The organism is Glycomyces sp. NPDC046736 (genome assembly GCF_040645615.1).
Lineage (GTDB): Bacteria > Actinomycetota > Actinomycetes > Mycobacteriales > Micromonosporaceae > Glycomyces.
The window spans coordinates 1-18,092 of the sequence record NZ_JBEYYO010000028.1 but is presented as its reverse complement, the minus strand read 5'-3'; the positions used below and the strand labels follow the sequence as shown (position 1 = coordinate 18,092).

Annotated in this window: 18 protein-coding genes; 9 read left to right on the top strand and 9 right to left on the bottom strand. The window is 70.5% G+C overall.

The window, feature by feature from the left end:
* Positions 1 to 106 precede the first annotated feature (106 nt).
* Both AB0B28_RS21490 and AB0B28_RS21485 read right to left on the bottom strand, forming a co-directional pair.
* On the bottom strand, positions 107 to 1,999 hold the full coding sequence (locus AB0B28_RS21490; protein WP_360124371.1) for a glycoside hydrolase family 3 N-terminal domain-containing protein: 1,893 nt from the start codon (positions 1,997 to 1,999) through the stop codon (positions 107 to 109).
* A gap of 96 nt (positions 2,000 to 2,095) precedes the next feature.
* On the bottom strand, positions 2,096 to 2,680 hold the full coding sequence (locus AB0B28_RS21485; RefSeq protein ID WP_360124368.1) for a helix-turn-helix domain-containing protein: 585 nt from the start codon (positions 2,678 to 2,680) through the stop codon (positions 2,096 to 2,098).
* Positions 2,681 to 2,766: 86 nt separating this feature from the next.
* Here AB0B28_RS21485 and AB0B28_RS21480 point away from each other — a divergent pair, with 86 nt between their 5' ends.
* Together AB0B28_RS21480 and AB0B28_RS21475 are read left to right on the top strand one after the other, a co-directional pair.
* Entirely contained in the window at positions 2,767 to 3,654 is an 888-nt protein-coding gene (locus tag AB0B28_RS21480) for an SDR family oxidoreductase (protein ID WP_360124365.1), read from the top strand.
* Between the two features lie 140 nt (positions 3,655 to 3,794).
* Positions 3,795 to 4,841, top strand: coding sequence for a GNAT family N-acetyltransferase (locus tag AB0B28_RS21475; protein WP_360124362.1), 1,047 nt, complete (start codon positions 3,795 to 3,797; stop codon positions 4,839 to 4,841).
* On the opposite strand, the gene AB0B28_RS21470 is transcribed toward AB0B28_RS21475, so the two are convergent.
* Entirely contained in the window at positions 4,838 to 6,016 is a 1,179-nt protein-coding gene (locus tag AB0B28_RS21470; RefSeq protein WP_360124359.1) for an aminotransferase class I/II-fold pyridoxal phosphate-dependent enzyme, read from the bottom strand. The two genes, AB0B28_RS21475 and AB0B28_RS21470, sit on opposite strands and share 4 nt — an antisense overlap.
* A gap of 162 nt (positions 6,017 to 6,178) precedes the next feature.
* Between AB0B28_RS21470 and AB0B28_RS21465 the strand changes: the two genes are divergently transcribed.
* Positions 6,179 to 7,288, top strand: coding sequence for an FAD-dependent oxidoreductase (locus AB0B28_RS21465; RefSeq protein WP_360124356.1), 1,110 nt, complete (start codon positions 6,179 to 6,181; stop codon positions 7,286 to 7,288).
* Here AB0B28_RS21465 and AB0B28_RS21460 read toward each other — a convergent pair whose 3' ends face one another.
* Positions 7,289 to 8,047 carry a sulfite exporter TauE/SafE family protein gene (locus AB0B28_RS21460; protein ID WP_360124353.1) on the bottom strand — a complete coding sequence of 253 codons (759 nt, stop codon included), beginning with the start codon at positions 8,045 to 8,047 and terminating at the stop codon, positions 7,289 to 7,291.
* On the opposite strand from AB0B28_RS21460, the gene AB0B28_RS21455 reads away from it, so the two are divergent.
* Positions 8,046 to 8,678 carry a GNAT family N-acetyltransferase gene (locus tag AB0B28_RS21455; protein ID WP_360124350.1) on the top strand — a complete coding sequence of 211 codons (633 nt, stop codon included), beginning with the start codon at positions 8,046 to 8,048 and terminating at the stop codon, positions 8,676 to 8,678. The genes AB0B28_RS21460 and AB0B28_RS21455 overlap by 2 nt on opposite strands.
* Positions 8,679 to 8,724: 46 nt before the next feature.
* Here AB0B28_RS21455 and AB0B28_RS21450 read toward each other — a convergent pair whose 3' ends face one another.
* Together AB0B28_RS21450 and AB0B28_RS21445 are read right to left on the bottom strand one after the other, a co-directional pair.
* Positions 8,725 to 9,795, bottom strand: a complete 1,071-nt coding sequence (locus AB0B28_RS21450) for a 3-deoxy-7-phosphoheptulonate synthase (RefSeq protein WP_360124347.1) — start codon at positions 9,793 to 9,795, stop codon at positions 8,725 to 8,727.
* 233 nt (positions 9,796 to 10,028) lie between these two features.
* Entirely contained in the window at positions 10,029 to 10,502 is a 474-nt protein-coding gene (locus tag AB0B28_RS21445; RefSeq protein WP_360124344.1) for a MarR family transcriptional regulator, read from the bottom strand.
* Between the two features lie 219 nt (positions 10,503 to 10,721).
* Here AB0B28_RS21445 and AB0B28_RS21440 point away from each other — a divergent pair, with 219 nt between their 5' ends.
* From AB0B28_RS21440 to AB0B28_RS21430, 3 genes are all read left to right on the top strand, one after another.
* Positions 10,722 to 11,537, top strand: a complete 816-nt coding sequence (locus tag AB0B28_RS21440) for an SAM-dependent methyltransferase (protein ID WP_360124341.1) — start codon at positions 10,722 to 10,724, stop codon at positions 11,535 to 11,537.
* 90 nt (positions 11,538 to 11,627) lie between these two features.
* A complete protein-coding gene (locus AB0B28_RS21435; RefSeq protein WP_360124338.1) occupies positions 11,628 to 12,170 on the top strand; it encodes a hypothetical protein in 543 nt (180 codons plus the stop codon).
* A gap of 51 nt (positions 12,171 to 12,221) precedes the next feature.
* Positions 12,222 to 12,857, top strand: a complete 636-nt coding sequence (locus AB0B28_RS21430) for a LysE family translocator (RefSeq protein ID WP_360124335.1) — start codon at positions 12,222 to 12,224, stop codon at positions 12,855 to 12,857.
* A gap of 42 nt (positions 12,858 to 12,899) precedes the next feature.
* On the opposite strand, the gene AB0B28_RS21425 is transcribed toward AB0B28_RS21430, so the two are convergent.
* Positions 12,900 to 14,252 carry a hypothetical protein gene (locus tag AB0B28_RS21425; RefSeq protein WP_360124332.1) on the bottom strand — a complete coding sequence of 451 codons (1,353 nt, stop codon included), beginning with the start codon at positions 14,250 to 14,252 and terminating at the stop codon, positions 12,900 to 12,902.
* Between the two features lie 75 nt (positions 14,253 to 14,327).
* A complete protein-coding gene (locus AB0B28_RS21420; protein ID WP_360124329.1) occupies positions 14,328 to 14,999 on the bottom strand; it encodes a haloacid dehalogenase type II in 672 nt (223 codons plus the stop codon).
* A 123-nt stretch (positions 15,000 to 15,122) separates the two neighbouring features.
* Here AB0B28_RS21420 and AB0B28_RS21415 point away from each other — a divergent pair, with 123 nt between their 5' ends.
* Entirely contained in the window at positions 15,123 to 15,569 is a 447-nt protein-coding gene (locus AB0B28_RS21415) for a hotdog fold thioesterase (protein ID WP_360124326.1), read from the top strand.
* Between the two features lie 137 nt (positions 15,570 to 15,706).
* Positions 15,707 to 16,393 (top strand): hypothetical protein, encoded by a 687-nt coding sequence (locus AB0B28_RS21410; protein WP_360124323.1) that lies wholly within the window; start codon positions 15,707 to 15,709, stop codon positions 16,391 to 16,393.
* An 84-nt stretch (positions 16,394 to 16,477) separates the two neighbouring features.
* Here the strand turns inward: AB0B28_RS21410 and AB0B28_RS21405 are convergent, their stop codons facing one another.
* Entirely contained in the window at positions 16,478 to 17,284 is an 807-nt protein-coding gene (locus AB0B28_RS21405) for an isocitrate lyase/phosphoenolpyruvate mutase family protein (RefSeq protein ID WP_360124320.1), read from the bottom strand.
* Positions 17,285 to 18,092 lie beyond the last annotated feature (808 nt).

The following is an 18,092-nucleotide window of genomic DNA, read 5'->3' as shown; positions in this document are numbered from 1 at the left end:
GGCCGCGGAAGGCCGCCCGAATTCCGGTGTTGTATTCGGGCGGCCGACAACGAAGCGAGCGGGCGAATGGGCCGGATGACGGCCGGCGGGGGTTCGTAACCGCCGCCTAGGTGGTCTGGAGCCCGTACCCGTACGGGTACAGCGGGTCGTAGTCGGCGTCGCCCACGTTGAGCGGCTCGTCTTCGAGCAGGCGCGGCCAGCTCACGGGAAGGCGGCCGTCGTAGGGAGTGAGGCCGAACAGCGGGTCGGCGACGCCGGTGCCCTCGCTGCCGGGCAGCCAGGCCGCGACCAGCGCGTCGACCTCGTCGAGGTGGGCCTCGATCTCGATCGGGCGGCCGGAGACGACGATGACGACGCAGTCGATCGCGCCGCAGACCGTCTCGATCGCGGCCGCGTCGGATTCGGAGACGCGCATGTCGTGGTCGCCCGCGCCCGCGTCGCCCACGCCTTCGGCGTAGGGGTCCTCGGCCACGACCACGATGCCGACGTCGCCGACGACCGGTTCGGAGGCGTTCTTGCTGTAAGTGATCGCGGCGTCCGGGGCGACCGCTTCGAGGCCTTCGAGGATCGTGGTGCCCTCGTGGATCGCCTGGACCGAGCCCTGCCAGGAGCCGGACCAGCCGCCGAGCTGGCGGCCGAGCGAGTCCGCGCCGGACCCGGCCACGTAGATCGACTCGTCGCCGCTGAGCGGGAGGAGGTCGTTCTCGTTGCGCAGCAGGGTCTGTGACGCGGCGGCGGCCTCGCGGGCGATCAGGCGGTGCTCCTCGGAGCCGATCGCGTCGGACCCGGTGGTGTCGGAGTAGGGCTGCTCGAACAGGCCGAGCGCGAACTTCTGGGTCAGGATGCGCGAGACCGCGTCGTCGATGCGGTCCTCGCTCACGCCGCCGGACTCGATCTCGGCCAGGAGCGTGGTCACGAACAGCTCGTATTCGAAGGGCACCATGACCATGTCGATGCCCGCGTTGATCGCGGTGCGCACCGAGACGGCGTAGTCGTCGCTGATCTGGTCGACGCCTTGCCAGTCGGAGACCACGAAGCCCTCGAAGCCGAGCTCGCCCTTGAGGACGTCGGTGATGAGGTACTCGTCGGCGTGGTTCTTGAGCGGGCCCTGCCCGAGGTCGTTGGAGGAGTAGGTGACCATGACCGAGCCGACCCCGGCGTCGACGGCTTCCACGAAGGGCGCCAGGTGGATCGCGCGCAGTTCGTCTTCGGTGAGGGTGGTGATGCCCTGGTCGAGGAGGTAGTTCTCGGTGGTCGAGGTGCCGTAGCCGGTGCCCCCGTCGCCGACGAAGTGCTTCGCGGTGGCCAGCACGCTCGTGTTCGCGGTGAGGTCGTCGCCCTGGTAGCCGTGGACGATCGGCCCGGCGTACTCGATCGCGAGGCCCGGGTCCTCGCCGAAGGACTCGTACGTGCGGCCCCAGCGGCTGTCGCGGGCGACGCAGATGCACGGCGCGAACGTCCAGTGGACGCCGGTCGTGCGGGTCTCGGCGGCGGTGACGGCCGCGACGCGCCCGGCCAGGTCGGGATCGTGCGCCGCGCCCAGGCCGATGTTGTGCGGGAAGATCACCGCGGTCGGCAGGGTCGCGTTGCCGTGTACGGCGTCGACGCCGTACAGGAGCGGGATGCCCAGACGCGAATCGAGGGCGGCCCGCTGGTAGCCGTCGATCATCTCGGCCCAGTCCTCGGGGGTGTCGCGGAGCGCGTCCGAGCCGCCGTTGAGCAGGGAGCCGATGCCGAGGTCGGTGATGTGGCCCGGGTCGGCGTCGATCGCGGCCACGGTGGCCTGCGTCATCTGGCCGACCTTCTCCTCGATCGTCATGCGACCCAGGAGGTCCTCGACGCGTTCGGCGATCGGCGCGTCGGCGTCCAGGTAACCCGCGCCCGAAGAGCGGCCGGGGATGACGACGAGCGCGGCGATCACCGCGGCGACGAGGGCGACGGCCAGCGCGGACCAGAGGATCGCGGGACGGCGGAGAAGTGCGGGCAGGCTCGCGCCCATGAGATCGGCTCCTTGAGGGATGTACTGGTGGCATGGCCCCAACCTCGGTTCACCCTAGCGGAAAAATCGACTGGGGTAAATGGGTGCGAAGCGGTCTCAAGCAGTGGTGCGGAGGCCGTCGATGAGGATCTCGACGTAGCGGGTCGTGGCCTTGCGGTTGGTCGCTTCGGGCAGCTCGGGCATGCGGCAGGTGACGAGGCTGATGAAGCGGAGGAGGTCGCCGCCGCCGATGTCGGTGCGCATCGCGCCTTCCTTCTGGGCCTTGCGGACGGCTTGTTCGAAGCCTTGGAGCCACTGGTCGGCGAGGGCGCGGAGTTCGGTGTCGCGGTCGCGGTGCTCGGCGAGCCAGGGGCGCAGGGCGGCCGAGAGCGCGCCGAGGCCGGGTTCGGCGCAGTGGCGGACGAGGAGCACTACGGCGTCCCAGCCGGTGGGCTGGTTCGCGACGGTGTCGGCGGCGAGGGCCGCGACGCGTTCGAACATGTCGGCGGCGACTTCGCGGATGAGGCTGTGGCGGTCGGGGAAGCGGCGGTAGAGGGTCCCGACGCCGACGCCTGCGCGGGCGGCGATCTCCTCCATGGGGACGTCGGGGCCCTTTTCGCTGATCACGTCGACGGCTGCGGCGACGATGCGTTCGCGGTTGCGCTGGGCGTCGGCGCGCAGGCGCGGTGCGGTCGTGGTCATGCCTCCATCGTAATGGACGATTTTCTTCCGCTTATACTAGCGTCGAATAAGCGGAGGAAATTCCTCCATTTGAGTTCGGAGGCGACATGATCCTGGTGACCGGCGCGACGGGTTCGACTGGGCGGCAACTGGTGTCGCAGCTACGCGAGCGCGGCGCGGCTTTCAGGGCGCTGGTGCGCGATGAGGCCAAGGGACGGGCGCTGGGCGCCGAGTACGCGGTGGGCGATTTCGAGGACCGAGCTTCGCTCGCGGCGGCGATGGACGGCGTCGAGCGGGTGTTCCTGGCCTCGCCGGGCGCGCAGGCCGAGGCCCCGGGGGGCGAGCAGCCGATGATCCGGTGGGAGCGGAACGCGATCGACGCGGCGAAGGCGGCCGGGGTTCGGTACGTGGTCAAGCTGTCGGTGCTCGACGCGAAGGTCGGCGGCCCGATGTCGGCGGGCGGGCACGGCGCGACCGAGGCGTACTTGAAGGAGTCGGGGATGGAGTGGACGATGCTCCAGCCGGGCGGGTTCATGCAGAACTTCCTCGACCCGGCCGCGAGCTTGGCCGACGAGGACGGGAACCTGCTCGGGACGGCCGAAGACGCCCGGGTGGCGTTCATCGACTGCTACGACATCGCCGCTTGCGCTGCGGTGCTTTTGACCGGGGAGGTCGGGCGGGGCGCAGCACTGCCGCTCACAGGACCCGAAGCGATCTCGTACCAGGAGGTCGCCGCCGAGTTGACGAGAGCTTGGGGCCGCCCGGTCGGGTACCGAGTGGTGTCGGAGGAGGCGATCGCGAAGCGGTTGCGGGGCTTCGGGCTTGAGGCGGGTCTGGCCGAGGAGTTGGCGTCGCTGTACGCGGGGATCGGAGAGGGCCGATACAGCGCGGTGACGGATGCGGTGCGGGACTTGACCGGTCGCGGGCCGCGGAGTTTCGAGCAGTTCATGGCCGCGCACCCAGAGGCGTTCCCGGGTCTGGCGATCCGGGACTGAGCCCTGGGCTCGGCCGAGTCGCCGCTCGGGAGGCACGACCTTTTGCGCCGACCCAGCGCCGGTTCAGGGACTGCCTGCCGAGGTGCGGTGTGGGAGGGTGGCGCGGTGAATGATGCACGCTTCTCCCCTGGACTTCGCCGATGAGTTTTCAGACGTATGCGCGGCGGGTGCGCGATGCGAGCCTGCCGATCGAGCGGCGGCGGGCCGACCTGCGGGGCGCGGTGTCGTCGTATCGGCGACTCGGGTACCGGGACACGCTCGAATACCTCGCGGCGGTGACGGGGCCTCGTCCGGACGAGGCCGCCCTGCTGGCCGGACTGGATCTGTTGGAGCGCAGCAGGAATGCGTGGCTCGTTGAGATGGCGGCCTTCGGCGAGCGGCGGAAGGCGCAGAAACGGGTGCGGTTGCCGGTCGATCCGGCGGAGGTCCGGTACCGCTCAGGGCCGCGCTGGCCCGGACCCGACGCGTCGACCGCGATGCGCGGCGCGGTGGCTCGGATCGCGGAGCGGGGTGGGCTGCGCGAAGGCGCGGCCATGCCACCGGGATTGTCCCCCGCTGCATTGGGGGCGATCGTGGAGGCCTATCTCGACAGCGGACTGGACGCCGCGCATCGGCGGCGCGTCGGTCGCGTCGTCGCCGACGCGCTGAAAGCGCAAGCGCGCCACAGCGGTCCGTGGCCCGCATGGCCTGCCGGGGCGCCATGGCGGGCGGTGCAGCTCATTCGCAATGACGAACTGCCGCTGGTGCGGCGCGGGTGGGTCGGGGACGCGCCCGTGCTGACCGAGGTGCATTGGGCGGCACGCGAACAGATGGCGTATCTGCCTGCGCTGCATACGTTCGAAGAGACTACATGGTGGATGCGGGAGGTCGTGGTGCCGCAGTCGGAGATTTGGGTCGCCGAGCGGCACGGGGTGCCGGTCGCTTTCGCGGCGCTCAACGGGGACTGGCTCGACCACCTGTACGTGGCGCCCGCCGCGCAGGGCCGAGGAATCGGCGAGGCGCTGCTGGCGAAGGTCAAGCGCCGAAGGGACACATTGGACTTGCACGTGTTCGCTCAGAACACCGGGGCACGGGCCTTCTATGCGCGGCACGGGTTCTCGGTGGTCGGCGAAGGCGACGGCTCGCAGAACGAGGAAGGCCTGCCCGACCTGCACCTGCGGTGGCGGGCCGGGCGCGGCGTGCGTTAACGGATCGAGGCGCCCATGCGCTCGACCGCCTCGGTGAGGATCTCCGGCGTGGTGGCGTAGTTGAGGCGCACGTGTCCCTTGCCGCCGGTGCCGAACGGGATCCCTGAGTTGAGGGCCACGCGGCCCCTTTCCAGGAAGTGCTCGGCCGGGTCGTCACCGAGACCCAGTGCGCGGCAGTCGAGCCAGGCCAGGTAGGTGCCCGGCTGGGGCGTGTACCCGACGGCGGGCAGGTGCTCCGCCAGGAGGTCGGCGAGCAGGGCGCGCTGCTCGGCGAGGCCGGTGAGCAGCGCGTCGAGCCAGGGTCCGCCGTCACGGAAGGCGGCGGTGTGGGAGATCGCCCCGAGATGGCTGGCGCGGTGGCTCATCTCGCCGGGCACGCGTGAGAGGTCTTCGGCCGCTTCGGGTCCGGCGACGCCCAGAGCGGCGTGCATGCCCGCGAGGTTCCAGGCCTTCGCGGCCGACAGGACCGCGAGCCCGTTCTCACCGCCGGGAACCGAAAGGTACGGGGTGAAAGTCGTTCCGTGGCCGACGAGGGGCGCGTGGGCTTCGTCGGAGACCACGCGCACTCCGTAGTCGGCGGCCAGGCGCGCGACCCGCGCGAGTTCGGTGGCGGTGTGGACGGTCCCGGTCGGGTTGTGCGGGTTGCAGAGCAGGTACGCGGCGCGGCCGCCCCGGCCCAGCGCGAGCTCGAACGCGGCGGCGAGCGCGGCGAAGTCGATGCGGCCGTCCTCACCGAGCGGGGCTTCGATCACCTTGCGGCCGTTGATGGTGCAGAAGTGGTAGAAGGGCGGGTAGACGGGGCTGTTGACGATTACGGCGTCGTCGCGACGCGTGACGAGTTTGAGCAGTTCCACGAAACCGAGGCTCACGTCGGGCAGGAGCGTGGCGTGGGAGGCCTCGAAGGTCCAGTTCCAGCGCTCGGCGGCGAAGGCCGCGACGGCCTCGGCGTAGGCGGTCCCGGAGGGGTAGCCGGTGTCCCCGGCGGCGACGGCGTCGCCCACGGCCTTGGCGATGGGTTCGGCGAGGAGCACGTCCATCTCGGCGACCCACAGCGGCAGGACGTCGGCCGGGTAGGCGCGCCATTTCTCGCTGGTGCGTTCGCGCAGGCGTTGCAGGTCGAGGCCCCGGAGCGGGTTGCCGGGGGCTTCGGTGGGGTCATTCGTGGTGACGCTCATGGCGATCACGGTAGCGGAGTTGCCGCATCGTGTCACCTTGTCGCAACCGGGATCTCACTAGTGAGCGTCGTCACCGAAAACCGTGCCGCTCGATCCTTGTAGTTCGTATTACGAACTATTATGGTTCGTTGTACGAACTAGTTTACCCGGGAGAGGGAGACCATGACTGAGCAAGGTCGCAATGACGGGAAGCCCACGGTCGCCGTGGTCGGCGGCGGATACGGCGGGGCGGCGGTCGTCAAGGCGCTCGACGATCACGCCGACGTGGTGCTCATCGAGCCCAAGGACGCCTTCGTCAACGCCGCCGGGCTGCTCCGCGCGCTGACGCAGCCCGAGTGGGCCGAGCGGATGTTCCTCGGCTACGACTCACTGCTCCAGCAGGGCAGGCAGATCCGCGAGTACGCGTCCGGAGTGGACGAAAGCGGCGTGACCCTCGCCTCGGGCGGACGGGTCGAGGCCGACTACATCGTGCTGGCCACCGGCTCGGGCTACCCGTACCCGGCCAAGACCCGCGCCGACTCGGCCGCCGACGCGGTGGCCGAGCTCAAGGCCACCCACGCCGACCTGGCCGGGGCCGAGCGGGTCCTCATCGCCGGGGCCGGGCCGGTGGGCCTGGAACTGGCCGGGGAGATCCGCGCGGCTTGGCCCGGCAAGCGGATCACGCTGATCGATCCGACCCCGGAGCTGCTCGCCGGATACGAGACGGATCTGCGCGCCGACCTGCACCGCCAGCTCGACGAGCTCGACATCGAGGTGCGCCTGGGCGCGGCCTTCGACCGCGAGCCCGAGCTCGAACCAGGCCGGGCCGGGAACGTGGTGGTCTCGGCGGGCGGCGAGAAGATCGAGGCCGACATCTGGTTCCGCGCGTTCGGCGGCGAAGTGAACTCCGCATTCCTGGGCGAGACGCTCGCTCCGCGCAATGCCAAGGGGCAGTTGCCGGTCGACGCGAAGCTCAATGTGGACGGCCACCGGCACGTGTACGCGATCGGCGACCTCACCGATGTGGCCGAGGAGAAGCGGGCCGGGTTCGCGATGCAGCACGCGGAAGTGGTGGCCGCCAACATCATCGCCCAGATCGGCGGCAAGGAGCCCGAGAGCGAGTACCGGCCCTCGCCGGTCCCGGTGGTGCTGCTGCCGCTCGGTCCCGAGCACGGCGTCGGGCAGTTCCCTTCGGAGGAGGGCGTGACCGTGCTTCCGGCCGAGGCCGTGGCCGAGTGGAAAGGCCGCGAGCTGATGACCGGGAAGTTCCTGGAGCTGTTCAACCTGGCCTGATCAGACCATGAGGAGCGCGGCCCCCACCCCGGTCATCGCGAGGGTCGCGACCTCGAACTGGCGCTGGTCGACCTTCTTGACCACGGCCCGCCCGGTGAGCGCGCCGACGGCCACGGCGGGCAGGAGCAGCGCGGTCATGATGAGCGTGGTCCAGGAGATGAGACCCAAGCCGACGCTGATCGGGACCTTGACCAGGTTGACCGCCAGGAAGAACCAGGCCATCGTGCCGAGGAACTGAAGCTTCGAGAAGCCCGAGAGGAACAGGTACAGCACCATGACCGGACCGGCGGCGTTCGCGAGCATCGTGGCCGCGCCCGCCGCCGTCCCGGTCGCGGCACCGGCGCCGTGGCGCAGCAGCGGCGGCAGCGGCGGGCGCTCCGAATCCCGCCGCTGGGCCTTCATGAGCAGTTGCAGCGCCAAGAGCGCCAACAGGATCGCGCCGATGATGGGACGCATGGCCGCGTCGTCGGCGTAGTAGAGCACCACCGCTCCGGCAGCGGTGCCGATCGCGACCCAGGGGGCCAGGCGCGCGAGCAGCCGCCACTCCACGTGCCGCGAGTAGTAGCGGATCGCGAACAAGTCACCGAGGATGAGCACGGTCAGCAGCGCCCCGGTCGAGGCCTTCGGCGGCATCACGGCCGCGAACAACACGATCGCGATCGAGGAGGTGCCGCTGATCCCGGCCTTCGCGAAGCCGACGAGCGCCGCGCCGACCGCGAGGGCGACCCACGCGAGCGCGTCGGCGGGGAGGGTGGTCATGGTCCCGCATCCTCGCATGTGCGACGATCCGGCGGCCACCGGAGAAAGGGACCGCATGACATTGACCACCTGGTACTTCGAGATGCGCGACCGGGCCGAGCTGCGGCCAGCCAAGGCCCCGGCCGAGCCGGTCGAGTTCATCCGGTCCCAGAGCCCGAGCCCCGAGTTCAGCCGCTTCCTGTACACGGCCGTGGGCGGCCGGTGGCAGTGGATCGACCGCCTGCCGTGGACGTGGAACCAGTGGAGCGAGTACCTCGAACAGGACGGGGTCGAGACCTGGGTCGGGTACGTGCGCGGCACCCCGATCGGGTTCGCCGAGCTCGACGCCTCCAAAGCCGGGGAGGTCGAGCTCGCGTACTTCGGGCTCCTGCCCGAGTTCACGGGCCGAGGGTTGGGCGGGCACCTCTTGAGCGAGGCCATCGGGCGGGCCTGGACGCTCGCCGACCGGTGGCCCGGCATCGCAGCGCCGCGGCGGGTGTGGGGCCACACCTGCACATACGACTCCCCTGTGGCACTGCGGAACTACAAGTCGCGCGGGTTCACCGTGTACAAGACCGAGACCGACGAGGCGGCCGTGCCGGTGGCCTCGCCGGGACCGTGGCCGGGCGCGGGCGTTCCCGGACTGCTGTGAACGGTGTCGCCCGCGGGCGACACCGTTCAGCGCGAGCCCGCCCCGCTCAGGCCCGGCGGCCTGCGCGGACCGCTTCGGCCAGTTCCCCCAGCAGCGCCTCGGTCTGGTCCCAGCCGATGCACGCGTCGGTGACGCTCCTGCCGTAGGCGAGCGTGTCGAGCGGGCCGGGCTCCTGGCGGCCCGGTTCGATGAAACTCTCGACCATGACCCCGGCGAGTCCAGGTTCACCGGCGGCGATGCGGGCGGCCAGTTCGCGCACCACTTCGGCTTGGCGCACATGGTCTTTGCCGCTGTTGGCGTGCGAGGCGTCGACCACGAGCCGCTCGGGCATGCCGTGCTTGGCCAGCAGCGCGAGGGCGTCGCGCACGTCGTCGGGCCCGTAGTTGGGGCCGCCCCGGCCGCCGCGGAGGATGATGTGGCAGTCGGGGTTGCCGCTGGTGGAGACGATCGAGGCGCGGCCGTCGCCGTCGACGCCGAAGAACACGTGCTCGCCCGCGGCGGCCCGGCAGCCGTCGATCGCCGAGACCAGGTCGCCGTCGGTGGTGTTCTTGAAGCCCACGGGCATCGACAGGCCCGAGGCGAGCTGGCGGTGGACCTGGCTCTCGGTGGTGCGGGCGCCGATCGCGCCCCACGAGACCGCGTCGGCCAGGTGCTGCGGGCTGGTGGGCTCCAGGAATTCGCAGCCGACCGGCAGGCCGGTGTCGAGGACGTCCAGGAGCACGCGGCGGGCCAGGCGCAGACCGAGCTCGACGTCGTGGCTGCCGTTGAGGTGCGGGTCGTTGATGAGACCCTTCCAGCCGAGGGTGGTGCGGGGCTTCTCGAAGTAGACGCGCATGACCACCAGGAGGTCGTCGGCCAGCGGGGCCGCGGCGGCGGCGAGGCGGCGGGCGTAGTCGGCCGCCGCGTCGGGGTCGTGGACCGAGCAGGGGCCGACCACGAGCAGGAGCCGGTCGTCGGTCCCGGCCAGGACGTTGTTCACGGCGCGGCGGCTCTGCTCGACCAGCGCGGCGCGCTCGGGGCCGAGCGGGAGTTCGGCGCGGAGAGTGTTCGGGGGCACGAGCGGCTGGAAGCCGGTGACGCGCAGATCGCCGGTCTGCGGGGCGTCGGACAAGGTCATCGGGTGGTGCTCCTCTTGGTTCAAGAGGCGAGTCCCCGTCTCGGTGCCGGCCCGCCTCAACGACGAAAGGCAGAGACGGACGTCTCTGCCTTGCTGGCTCCGGGTGTTCGTCTGGTCAGCGCACTTGACCACCGGCTCCACCCGGAGCCAGCGTAAAGCGCCAATACAGACGAGTTGCGGACATGCGGGAACGGTAGCACGGCCCGGGCGCGGCGGCGAGGGGCTGTGCCCGGTCACTCACCGCAGGCGGCGTTCGGGCATTCGGTGAAGACCTCGGGGACCCCGTTGCCGGCCACGACGCGGGCGAGCAGGCCCGTGAGGGTGTCGCGCTCGGATTCGGAGAGGTCGTGCGAGAGGTCGGCCACGCGGCGGGTGATCTCGGCGTGGAGCTCCTCGGCGAGCTGGGCGCCCTTCGCGGTGAGCGCGACGCGGAAGGCGCGGCCGTCGCCGGGGTCGGCCTCGCGTCGCACCAGGTCGCGCTTGGCGGTGCGGTCGACCAGGCCCGAGATGCTGGACTTGGCCACGCCGAGGGTCTTGGCGAGCTCGAACATGCCGTAGGGGCGGGCTATGAGGACGCACAGGAGCTGGCCCTGCTGGACGGTGAGGTCCTTCTCGCGGGCGGCCTCGGTGTACTCGGCGTCGACCAGGAACGAGGTGCGCACGAGCGCGGTGCCCAATCCGATCGGCTCGTCCGCGTGTTCGTCCATGCCCCAAGCGTACTCGCAGGCCACGACACCGGGCCGGTGTCGCCGGCCACCCGGACGCGCGAGTGATCACCTGAGCGTGTCCGCATTGGGCGACGAGTACGCTGAAGCGACGTCCCGCTCCGGCGCCGGGACCGTTCGCGGCCCCCGGCCGCGGACCGCCGCGAGACCCATCGCGGCTGCGATCCCCGAGTGAACCCCATGCCACGCGATTGGACCGCCGTGAACGACGCAGACCCCCTCCCGGACCTCGACCCGCTCGTGCCCTCGACCGCCCGCGTCTACGACGCGCTCCTGGGCGGCCGGGACCATTTCAAGCCCGACCGCGAAGCCGCCGACGTGTTCCTCAGCATGGTCCCCCACGCCCGCGAAGCGGCCCTGGTCAACCGGGACGCATTTCTGCGCGGCGTCCAGTACATGGTGCGCGAGGCCGGGATCGACCAGATCCTCGACATCGGCTGCGGCCTGCTCACCAAGCAGCGCACCCACGAAGTGGCCCAGGAGATCGACCCCGAAGTGCGGGTCGTCTACGTCGACAAGGACCCGATGGCGCTCACCCACGGCCGCGCGCTCATCGACACCGGACAGACCACGACCGTGGTCACCGGCGACCTGCGCGACCCTTCGGGCATCCTCGCCCATCCGCAGGTGCGCGCGGGCCTGGACTTCGAGCGGCCGATCGGGCTCATCGTGTGGATGCTCATGCAGGTCGCCGAAGCCGAGGACCCTGACGGGATCGTCGCGACCCTCATGGCGCCCTTGGCCTCGGGCTCGCACCTGTTCATCGTCACCTGGCCCGACACGGGCGATCCGGCGCAGCGGGCGCTCTCGCAGGCGTGCCTGGAAACGCTCGGGAACGGCTGGGCCCGACCCGTGGACCGCGTCCTCAAGCACTTCCAGGGCATGCCGATGGTCGAGCCGGGCCTGGAATTCGTGCCGCGCTGGTATCCCGGGGACCCGGGCCGGGAGGTGCCCTCGGCCGAGGACCTGAAGCCGTTCGAACGCACCCAGATCGCCGGAATCGCCGTCAAACCGTGAGGTGATCCACCCGAAGGGCCGTTGCGGCCCAGCCCGTAGGGCGACTTAACCTTAAGTGCGCACGCCGGTCGAGTAGAGAAGAGAACGCCCATGCCCATGCTCGAAATCCGACGGCACAGCAAGCGCAACGGCGACGAGGCGGTGCACCTGTCCCAGGAGGGCGTCGAACTCGCGCGCTGGTCGGGGACGCTCATGGGCCCGTTCCAGGTGGTGGCCACCAGCGTCGCGCCGCGGGCGCGCGAGACGGCCATCGCGATGGGCTTCGCGGTCACCGTCGAACTGCCCACGCTCGCGAACGTCAACGCGTTCCTCCAGGAGTCGCAGAAGGTCGTCGCCGAGACCGGGGCGCCGTTCACCAGGCTCGCGAAGCTGGTCAGCCGCCGCGGCAGCGCCGTCAGCGACTACGCCAACGCGCTCGCCGCGCAGTGGGGCGAGCTCATGTCGCCGCTCGGGCCGGGCGACGCGGGCCTGGTCATCGGGCACGGCGGGCACCTCGAATCGGCGCTCGTGGCACTGTTCCCCGACGCCGACCACGAGGAGTGGGGACCGCTGTTCGGGTACATGGAGGGCGCGCGGCTCCACTACGACACCGCGGCGCGCAGGTTCCACGACATCGAAGTGGTGCGGGGTTGACCTCGCCGAAATGAGGTTGCCGGGCCGGGGCGGCGGTGCTTCGATCGGTCCATGCCAAGCACCGCGCAATTCCTGGCGTTCGTCGTCGCCTCGCTCGTCATCATCCTCATCCCAGGGCCGTCGATCCTGTTCGTGATCGGGCGCGCGCTCTCGCACGGACGCAGGCAGGCGGTGCTCACCGCGTGGGGCAACGCGATCGGCACGTTCTTCGCCTCGGCGGTCGTGGCGGTCGGGCTCGGGGCGCTGATCCAGGAGTCGGCGCTGGCGTTCGCGATCGTGAAGTACACGGGGGCGGCGTACCTGGTCTACCTGGGGGCCAAGACGTTGCGGGACCGCAAGGGGCTCATGGCCGAATCGGTGGAGGTCTCCGGTGAGTCGAAGCGGGTGGTCGCCACGATGGGCGAGGGCTTCGTGGTGGGGTTCCTCAACCCGAAGTCGATCCTGTTCTTCCTGGCGATCCTGCCGCAGTTCGTGAACACGGGCGCAGGTTCGATCGCGGTGCAGATGCTGCTGCTGGGCGCGACGTTCTCGCTGATCGCGGCGCTGTGCGACACCGGGTGGGGCATCGTGGCGTCGGCCGCGCGGGACCTGCTGCGCAGGCCCAAGCCGAAGCTGGTCATGTCCCGCGCGGGCGGGACCGCGCTCATCGGGCTCGGGATCGCGACCGCGGCGGGCCAGCGGACATGACGGACGGGCCCCCGAGGAATCGGGGCCCGTTCGCGTTGCGGCTCAGTCGATGACGAGGGTGGTCACCGAGCGGGCCGGGAGTTCGACCGAAGTGGACCCGGCGGTGACGGCGGCGGTGCCGTCAGAGTGCGGGGCGCGATCGGTGTCGGTGGAGCGCCAGATCGCGGCCGAGCCTGTGTCGAGACCGGTGAACGCGAGGTCGGCGGTCACCGCTTCGGTGCCGGTGTTGACGATGACCACGTTCTCGCCTCCGGTGGAGGCGAAGACGTACAGCAGCGGGTCGGCGCTCGTGGTCTCGACCATTGTGGAGCCGAAGCCGCGGAACAGGCCTTCGCCGGAGAACATGCCGATGCCGTGGTAGATCGGCAGGGGCTCGTTCTGGTCCACGAAGTCCGATCCGGTGCCCTCGCCCCATTCGCCGGTGAGCCCGAGGCAGCCGTTCTTGTCGCCGTAGACGAGCGCGGCTGCGTCGGATTCGAGGATCGTGCCGAGTGCGGCTGCGCCCCATACGGTCGGGAGGTGCGTGGTCATGGACGCGCAGTCGGGGCTCGCGTCGGCCCAGTCCATGTTCCATTCGCCGATCTGGATGCCGATCTCGTCGGCGCGGGCGGGGACGGCGGTCTCAATGAGGGCCCGGACCTCGGCGATGTCGGTCTCGTAGTCGGCGACCTCGGCGAGGAGCTGTTCGGGGCTCTTGGCCTCGGGGCCTTTGCCGTAGTCGTGGTAGTCGACGAAGTCGACCAGCTCGCCCGAGCCGTTCAGGAAGGTCTGGAGGTAGGCGAGGTTGTTGTACGCGGTGCCGGGGCCGCCGACCTCGACGGCCGGGGCGAGGGCCTTGAGGTCGGCCGCGATCTCGTTGAAGCGGGCGCTGTAGGTCGCGGCGTCCATTTTGGGCGGATCGCCCGCGTCGAGTTCATTGCCGACGATGACCTTCGTGACCGGTTCCTGGGCGTTGAAGTGCGCGAAGATCGCGGCGGCGTCGACAGGTTCGGCCGGGAGCACCAGGATCGGTTCGGCCCCAAGGGAACGGATGGCGTCGACCCACTGGTCGCCGTCGAAGTCGGTGTGGCACCAGTCGCCGCCGCAGACGATGCGGCTGGCGTGGTCGCCGGGGGTCTCGTAGGCGAGCTCGATGCGGAGCGCGGTGAAGCCCTGCGCGGCCATGGCGGCGCGGTGCTCGTCACTGTCCACGATGTAGTTCAGGCCGCCGTAACCGGTGATGGAGGCGCCGAAGTCGCCCGGTTCGATCTCGGCGACCGGGGTCGTGAAGTCCACAGTGATCGTGGTGTCGGCGGCGTTCGCGGAGGGTGCGAGGGCCACGGCGGCAACGCCCGCCAGGAGCGCGGCGGCGGCACCGACGGCGATCCGGGAGCGTGGGGACCGAAGAGGATTCAATCCAGTGACCTTTCGTGCCAAGGGGAAGCGGTGCGGCGATTCTTGCACGGCAGTGCGAATGGCACTAAGGGCGACTTATGCACCCAATGCGGTGGCGAGGTCGGCGAGGTTGCCTGCCCGGTAGTCGAAGTCGTCGGACTCGCGCGGCGGGTCGCCTACGGGGCGTTGGACATAGGCGGTGCGCATGCCGACCGCCTGCGCGCCGCGCAGGTCCCAGGAGTGGGCCGCGACCATGAGCAGGCGGTCGGGCGCGGTGGCGGCGAGGTCGACGGCGAGCTTGTAGACCTCGGGGGCGGGCTTGTACGTCCGCGCGTCCTCGGCCGAGAGCAGGAAGTGCCAGCGCAGGCCCGCGGCGGAGTTCAGGTGCGGCAGGGCCGAGCGGCTCGCGTTCGACAGGCCCACCAACGGGAATCGCTGCGCGAGGCGTTCGAGGGAGGCCGCGGTGTCGGGCCAGGGGTCGAGCCGTCGTTCGGCCTGGGCGAGGCGGGCGATGGCGGCCGGGTCGGTGACGCCGCACGCGGCGGCCACGATCTCGGCGGCCTCGCGGTCGATGATGTCGCTGGGCACGAACGGTTCTCGTCCGTCCACTATGGCTTCTTGTTTCACGGTGACGTGGTTGAGCCACAGGTCGGCGAGTTCCTCGATGCCTTCGGTGGCGATCTCGCCGATGGCGCGGTGGAGGCCGCCGGGTTCGTCGACGAGGGTGCCGAGGATGTCGAAGACGAGCAGGTCGAAGTCTGCGGTCATGCGATGCGGCCTTCCGGATGGTGGGTCTCGGGCGTCCGGGTCGAGGCTACCGTCCGGTAGGTCGGACGCGGCCCGGTGTTCGGGGTCCTAGACTGAGCCCGACACGGATTGGAGCCGCCTGGTATGACCGTTTTTCCTCCTGAAGTCATCGCCCGCTACGCCGACGCCGGTGTGGATCTCGAGAAGCTGTACTCGGCGGGCGAGCTCGGCGAGCGCATGGGCATCGAGGTCCTTGAGGCCGCGCCCGAACGGCTCACGGCGCGCATGGAGGTCGAGGGCAACCGGCAGCCGTACGGGCTCCTGCACGGCGGCGCTTCGGGGGTGCTGGTCGAGACGCTCGGCTCGGTCGGGTCGATGCTCCACGCGGGCCCGGGCAGGATCGCGGTCGGGGTGGACCTGAACGCCACGCACCACCGGTCGGTGCGGTCGGGCACGGTCACCGCCGAGGCGACGGCGATCCACCTTGGGCGGTCGACGGCGACGTACGAGGTGATCGTGAAGGACGAGGAAGGGCGTCGGCTCTGCACGGGCCGCCTGACTTGTTTGATTCGCGACGAACCCAAGGCGTGAGATTGGGATGAGCCTCGATGACCAGCGGAAACGCTGGGTGTCGGGGCTTTTTCGTGCACTCATGGCGGACTCGTAGCCGATTCGTAGCGGAGGGTCGCATGATCGTGGGCGTCATCCAATCCGAAGGAGGGATAGCGATGAAGCTCATCCGAATGCTCGGCGTCGCAACGCTGAGCGCGATCTTGGTGGCGACGAGCGCCACGGGGGCTGTGGCGGGAGACGATCACGGTGCGCCCGGCGCCGGTTTCAATGCCACTGGAGACAGCAGCGGAGCTCCGGGCGGCACCGATTTCGCCACTGCGGGCGATAGCTCCGGCTCTCCCACAGGCGGTTTCATCGCCTTGGGGGACGGTCACGGCGCCCCCGGCAGTGCCGGGTTCACAACCACGGGAGAAGGCAGCGGCTCCCCTGGCGGCACCGATTTCGCCACCACGGGCGACGATCACGGTTCGCCCACGGGCGGTTTCACCGCCACCAGCGAAACCAAGGCGGCCGACACGCCGGACGGCAAGCCCGTCGGGGTCCTCTGCGACCTGCACCGGTACGGCTCGTTCAACTGGAACGACTACGCCGATGACGACCACAGCAAGGACATCGACAACGTCACCGTCTACGACCAGCCGGGCGACGGCTATTCGCTCAAGGTCAAGGTGTTCAACAAGACCAATGGTCGGTCCAAGACTGTCTATGCGAAGTACGGTGGGCGAATCTCGGTCGATGTCGGCAACGTCAAGAACGGCGATTACGTCGACGTCGAGGCTTGGCCTTGGGAGGGCAAGCACCAGGCCTGCGCTCCGAAAACCACCTACAGGTTCTGGGAGTAGCACTTCGAGCGCCTACGCGGCGATTGAACCGGCCGCATTCGCGCCGGTCGGCAGAACCTCGTCGACCGGCGCGATCGACTGCGGTCAGCGGGTCAGGAGGCCCTGCATCGTGCCGTAGTCAAGGCCGCCTTCGACCGCGTCGTAGGAGTCGCCTTCGAGAAGCGCCGCGGTCGCCCGCTGCGCCGCCGCGTATGCGACAGCCGCGATGCCCGGGCCGAGGCTTACCCGAGCGACACCGAGGCGTTCCAGCTCCGACGGCGCGGGAGCGCCGGGACCAGCCATCACGTTGAGCGGCAAGCGGATCGCGGTGGCGAGGGTCGCGATCGCCTCAGGGTCGGTGAGTCCCGGAACGAAGATGCCATCGGCTCCGGCCTCGGCATACGCGGCGGCGCGGGCGATGGTGGCGTCGAGGCGAGTCTCCGGGTCGCCGATGGCAGCCAGGTAGAGGTCGGTGCGGGCGTTGATGAAGAGGTCGGGGCCAGCGCCTTCACGGGCGGCGGCGAGGCGTTCGGCCTGTTCGGCGGGAGTCCGGAGAGAACCGGGCGCTTCGGCGACCGAGTCCTCGATATTGACCCCGACAGCCCCGGCCGCAGCGACCGCGCGGAGGGTGTCGGCGACGTCGTTCGGCGTTGCGCCATAACCGGATTCGATGTCGGCAGAGACCGGCACGTCCACAGCGCGAACGACGCGGGCGATGGCCGCGACGGCGGTCTCACGGTCGAGGGCATCGCCATCGGGAAGCCCGAGGCTCCAGGCGACACCGGCACTGGTGGTGGCGACGGCGGGAGCACCGGCAGAGGCGATGACGGCGGCGCTGGCGGCGTCCCAGCAGTTCGCCAGGCGCAGGATGGGGCCGGTGTGGAGGGCGCGAAAGCGTTCGGCTTTGGTCATGGGGCCAATAGAACCAGCGTTGTCGAATGATGGCTGGCCGATTTTCGACATCACCGTTCCCAAGCGAACACGTCGATCCGAGCCACACCCCAGTTCGGCCGCCACCCAGCCCGGACGACCCCGAGCTACCAGTGCCACGGGGGCGTGGAGGTCTAGACCTCGGCGTGGCCGGTGGCGGTCACGGTCCTGCCAGCTCTACGGCGGCGTGGCGGTAAGGCCGGGTGCGGCCAGCCCCGCCACCCTCTCGCTCCCGTGCCACCTCAGCCCTCACCGCTCGCCGCCACTCGCTCGCGTGCCCCCTCCGCCCTCTCCTGTTGCGGCCAGCCTCGCCCTCCCACGACCGGTGCCGCCCCGGCCTCTCCTCATGCGGTTGGGCGCCCTCTCACCGCCCGCCACCGCAACCTCCGCTCCGGCACCCGCTGCGGCGGCTCTGCCCGTGCCGCTCGCTCCCCCTGCTCTGCACTCGCTCGTGATCGCGCGCCAACGCCTTTGCGGGGTGGTTGTCGGGCCGCATCCGGCCCGGCAACCACCGCCCCGGCTGCTCCACAGGCGACCGCCTCCCACATCTAGGTAGCCGTGGCACAAGACGGATCGCCGATTCTGGCCCGGGGACGGCCCGCCTCCCGTAGCGTGCCTCCCGCGAGATTGCGCAGCGATGACGATGGGGCGCATTGCGCCCCATCGCCATCGTGCGGCGCTGTCGTGCGGCGCTGTCGTGCGGCGCTGTCGTGCGGCGCTGTCGTGCGGCGCTGTCGTGCGGCGCTGTCGTGCGGCGCTGTCGTGCGGCGCTGTCGTGCGGCGCTGTCGT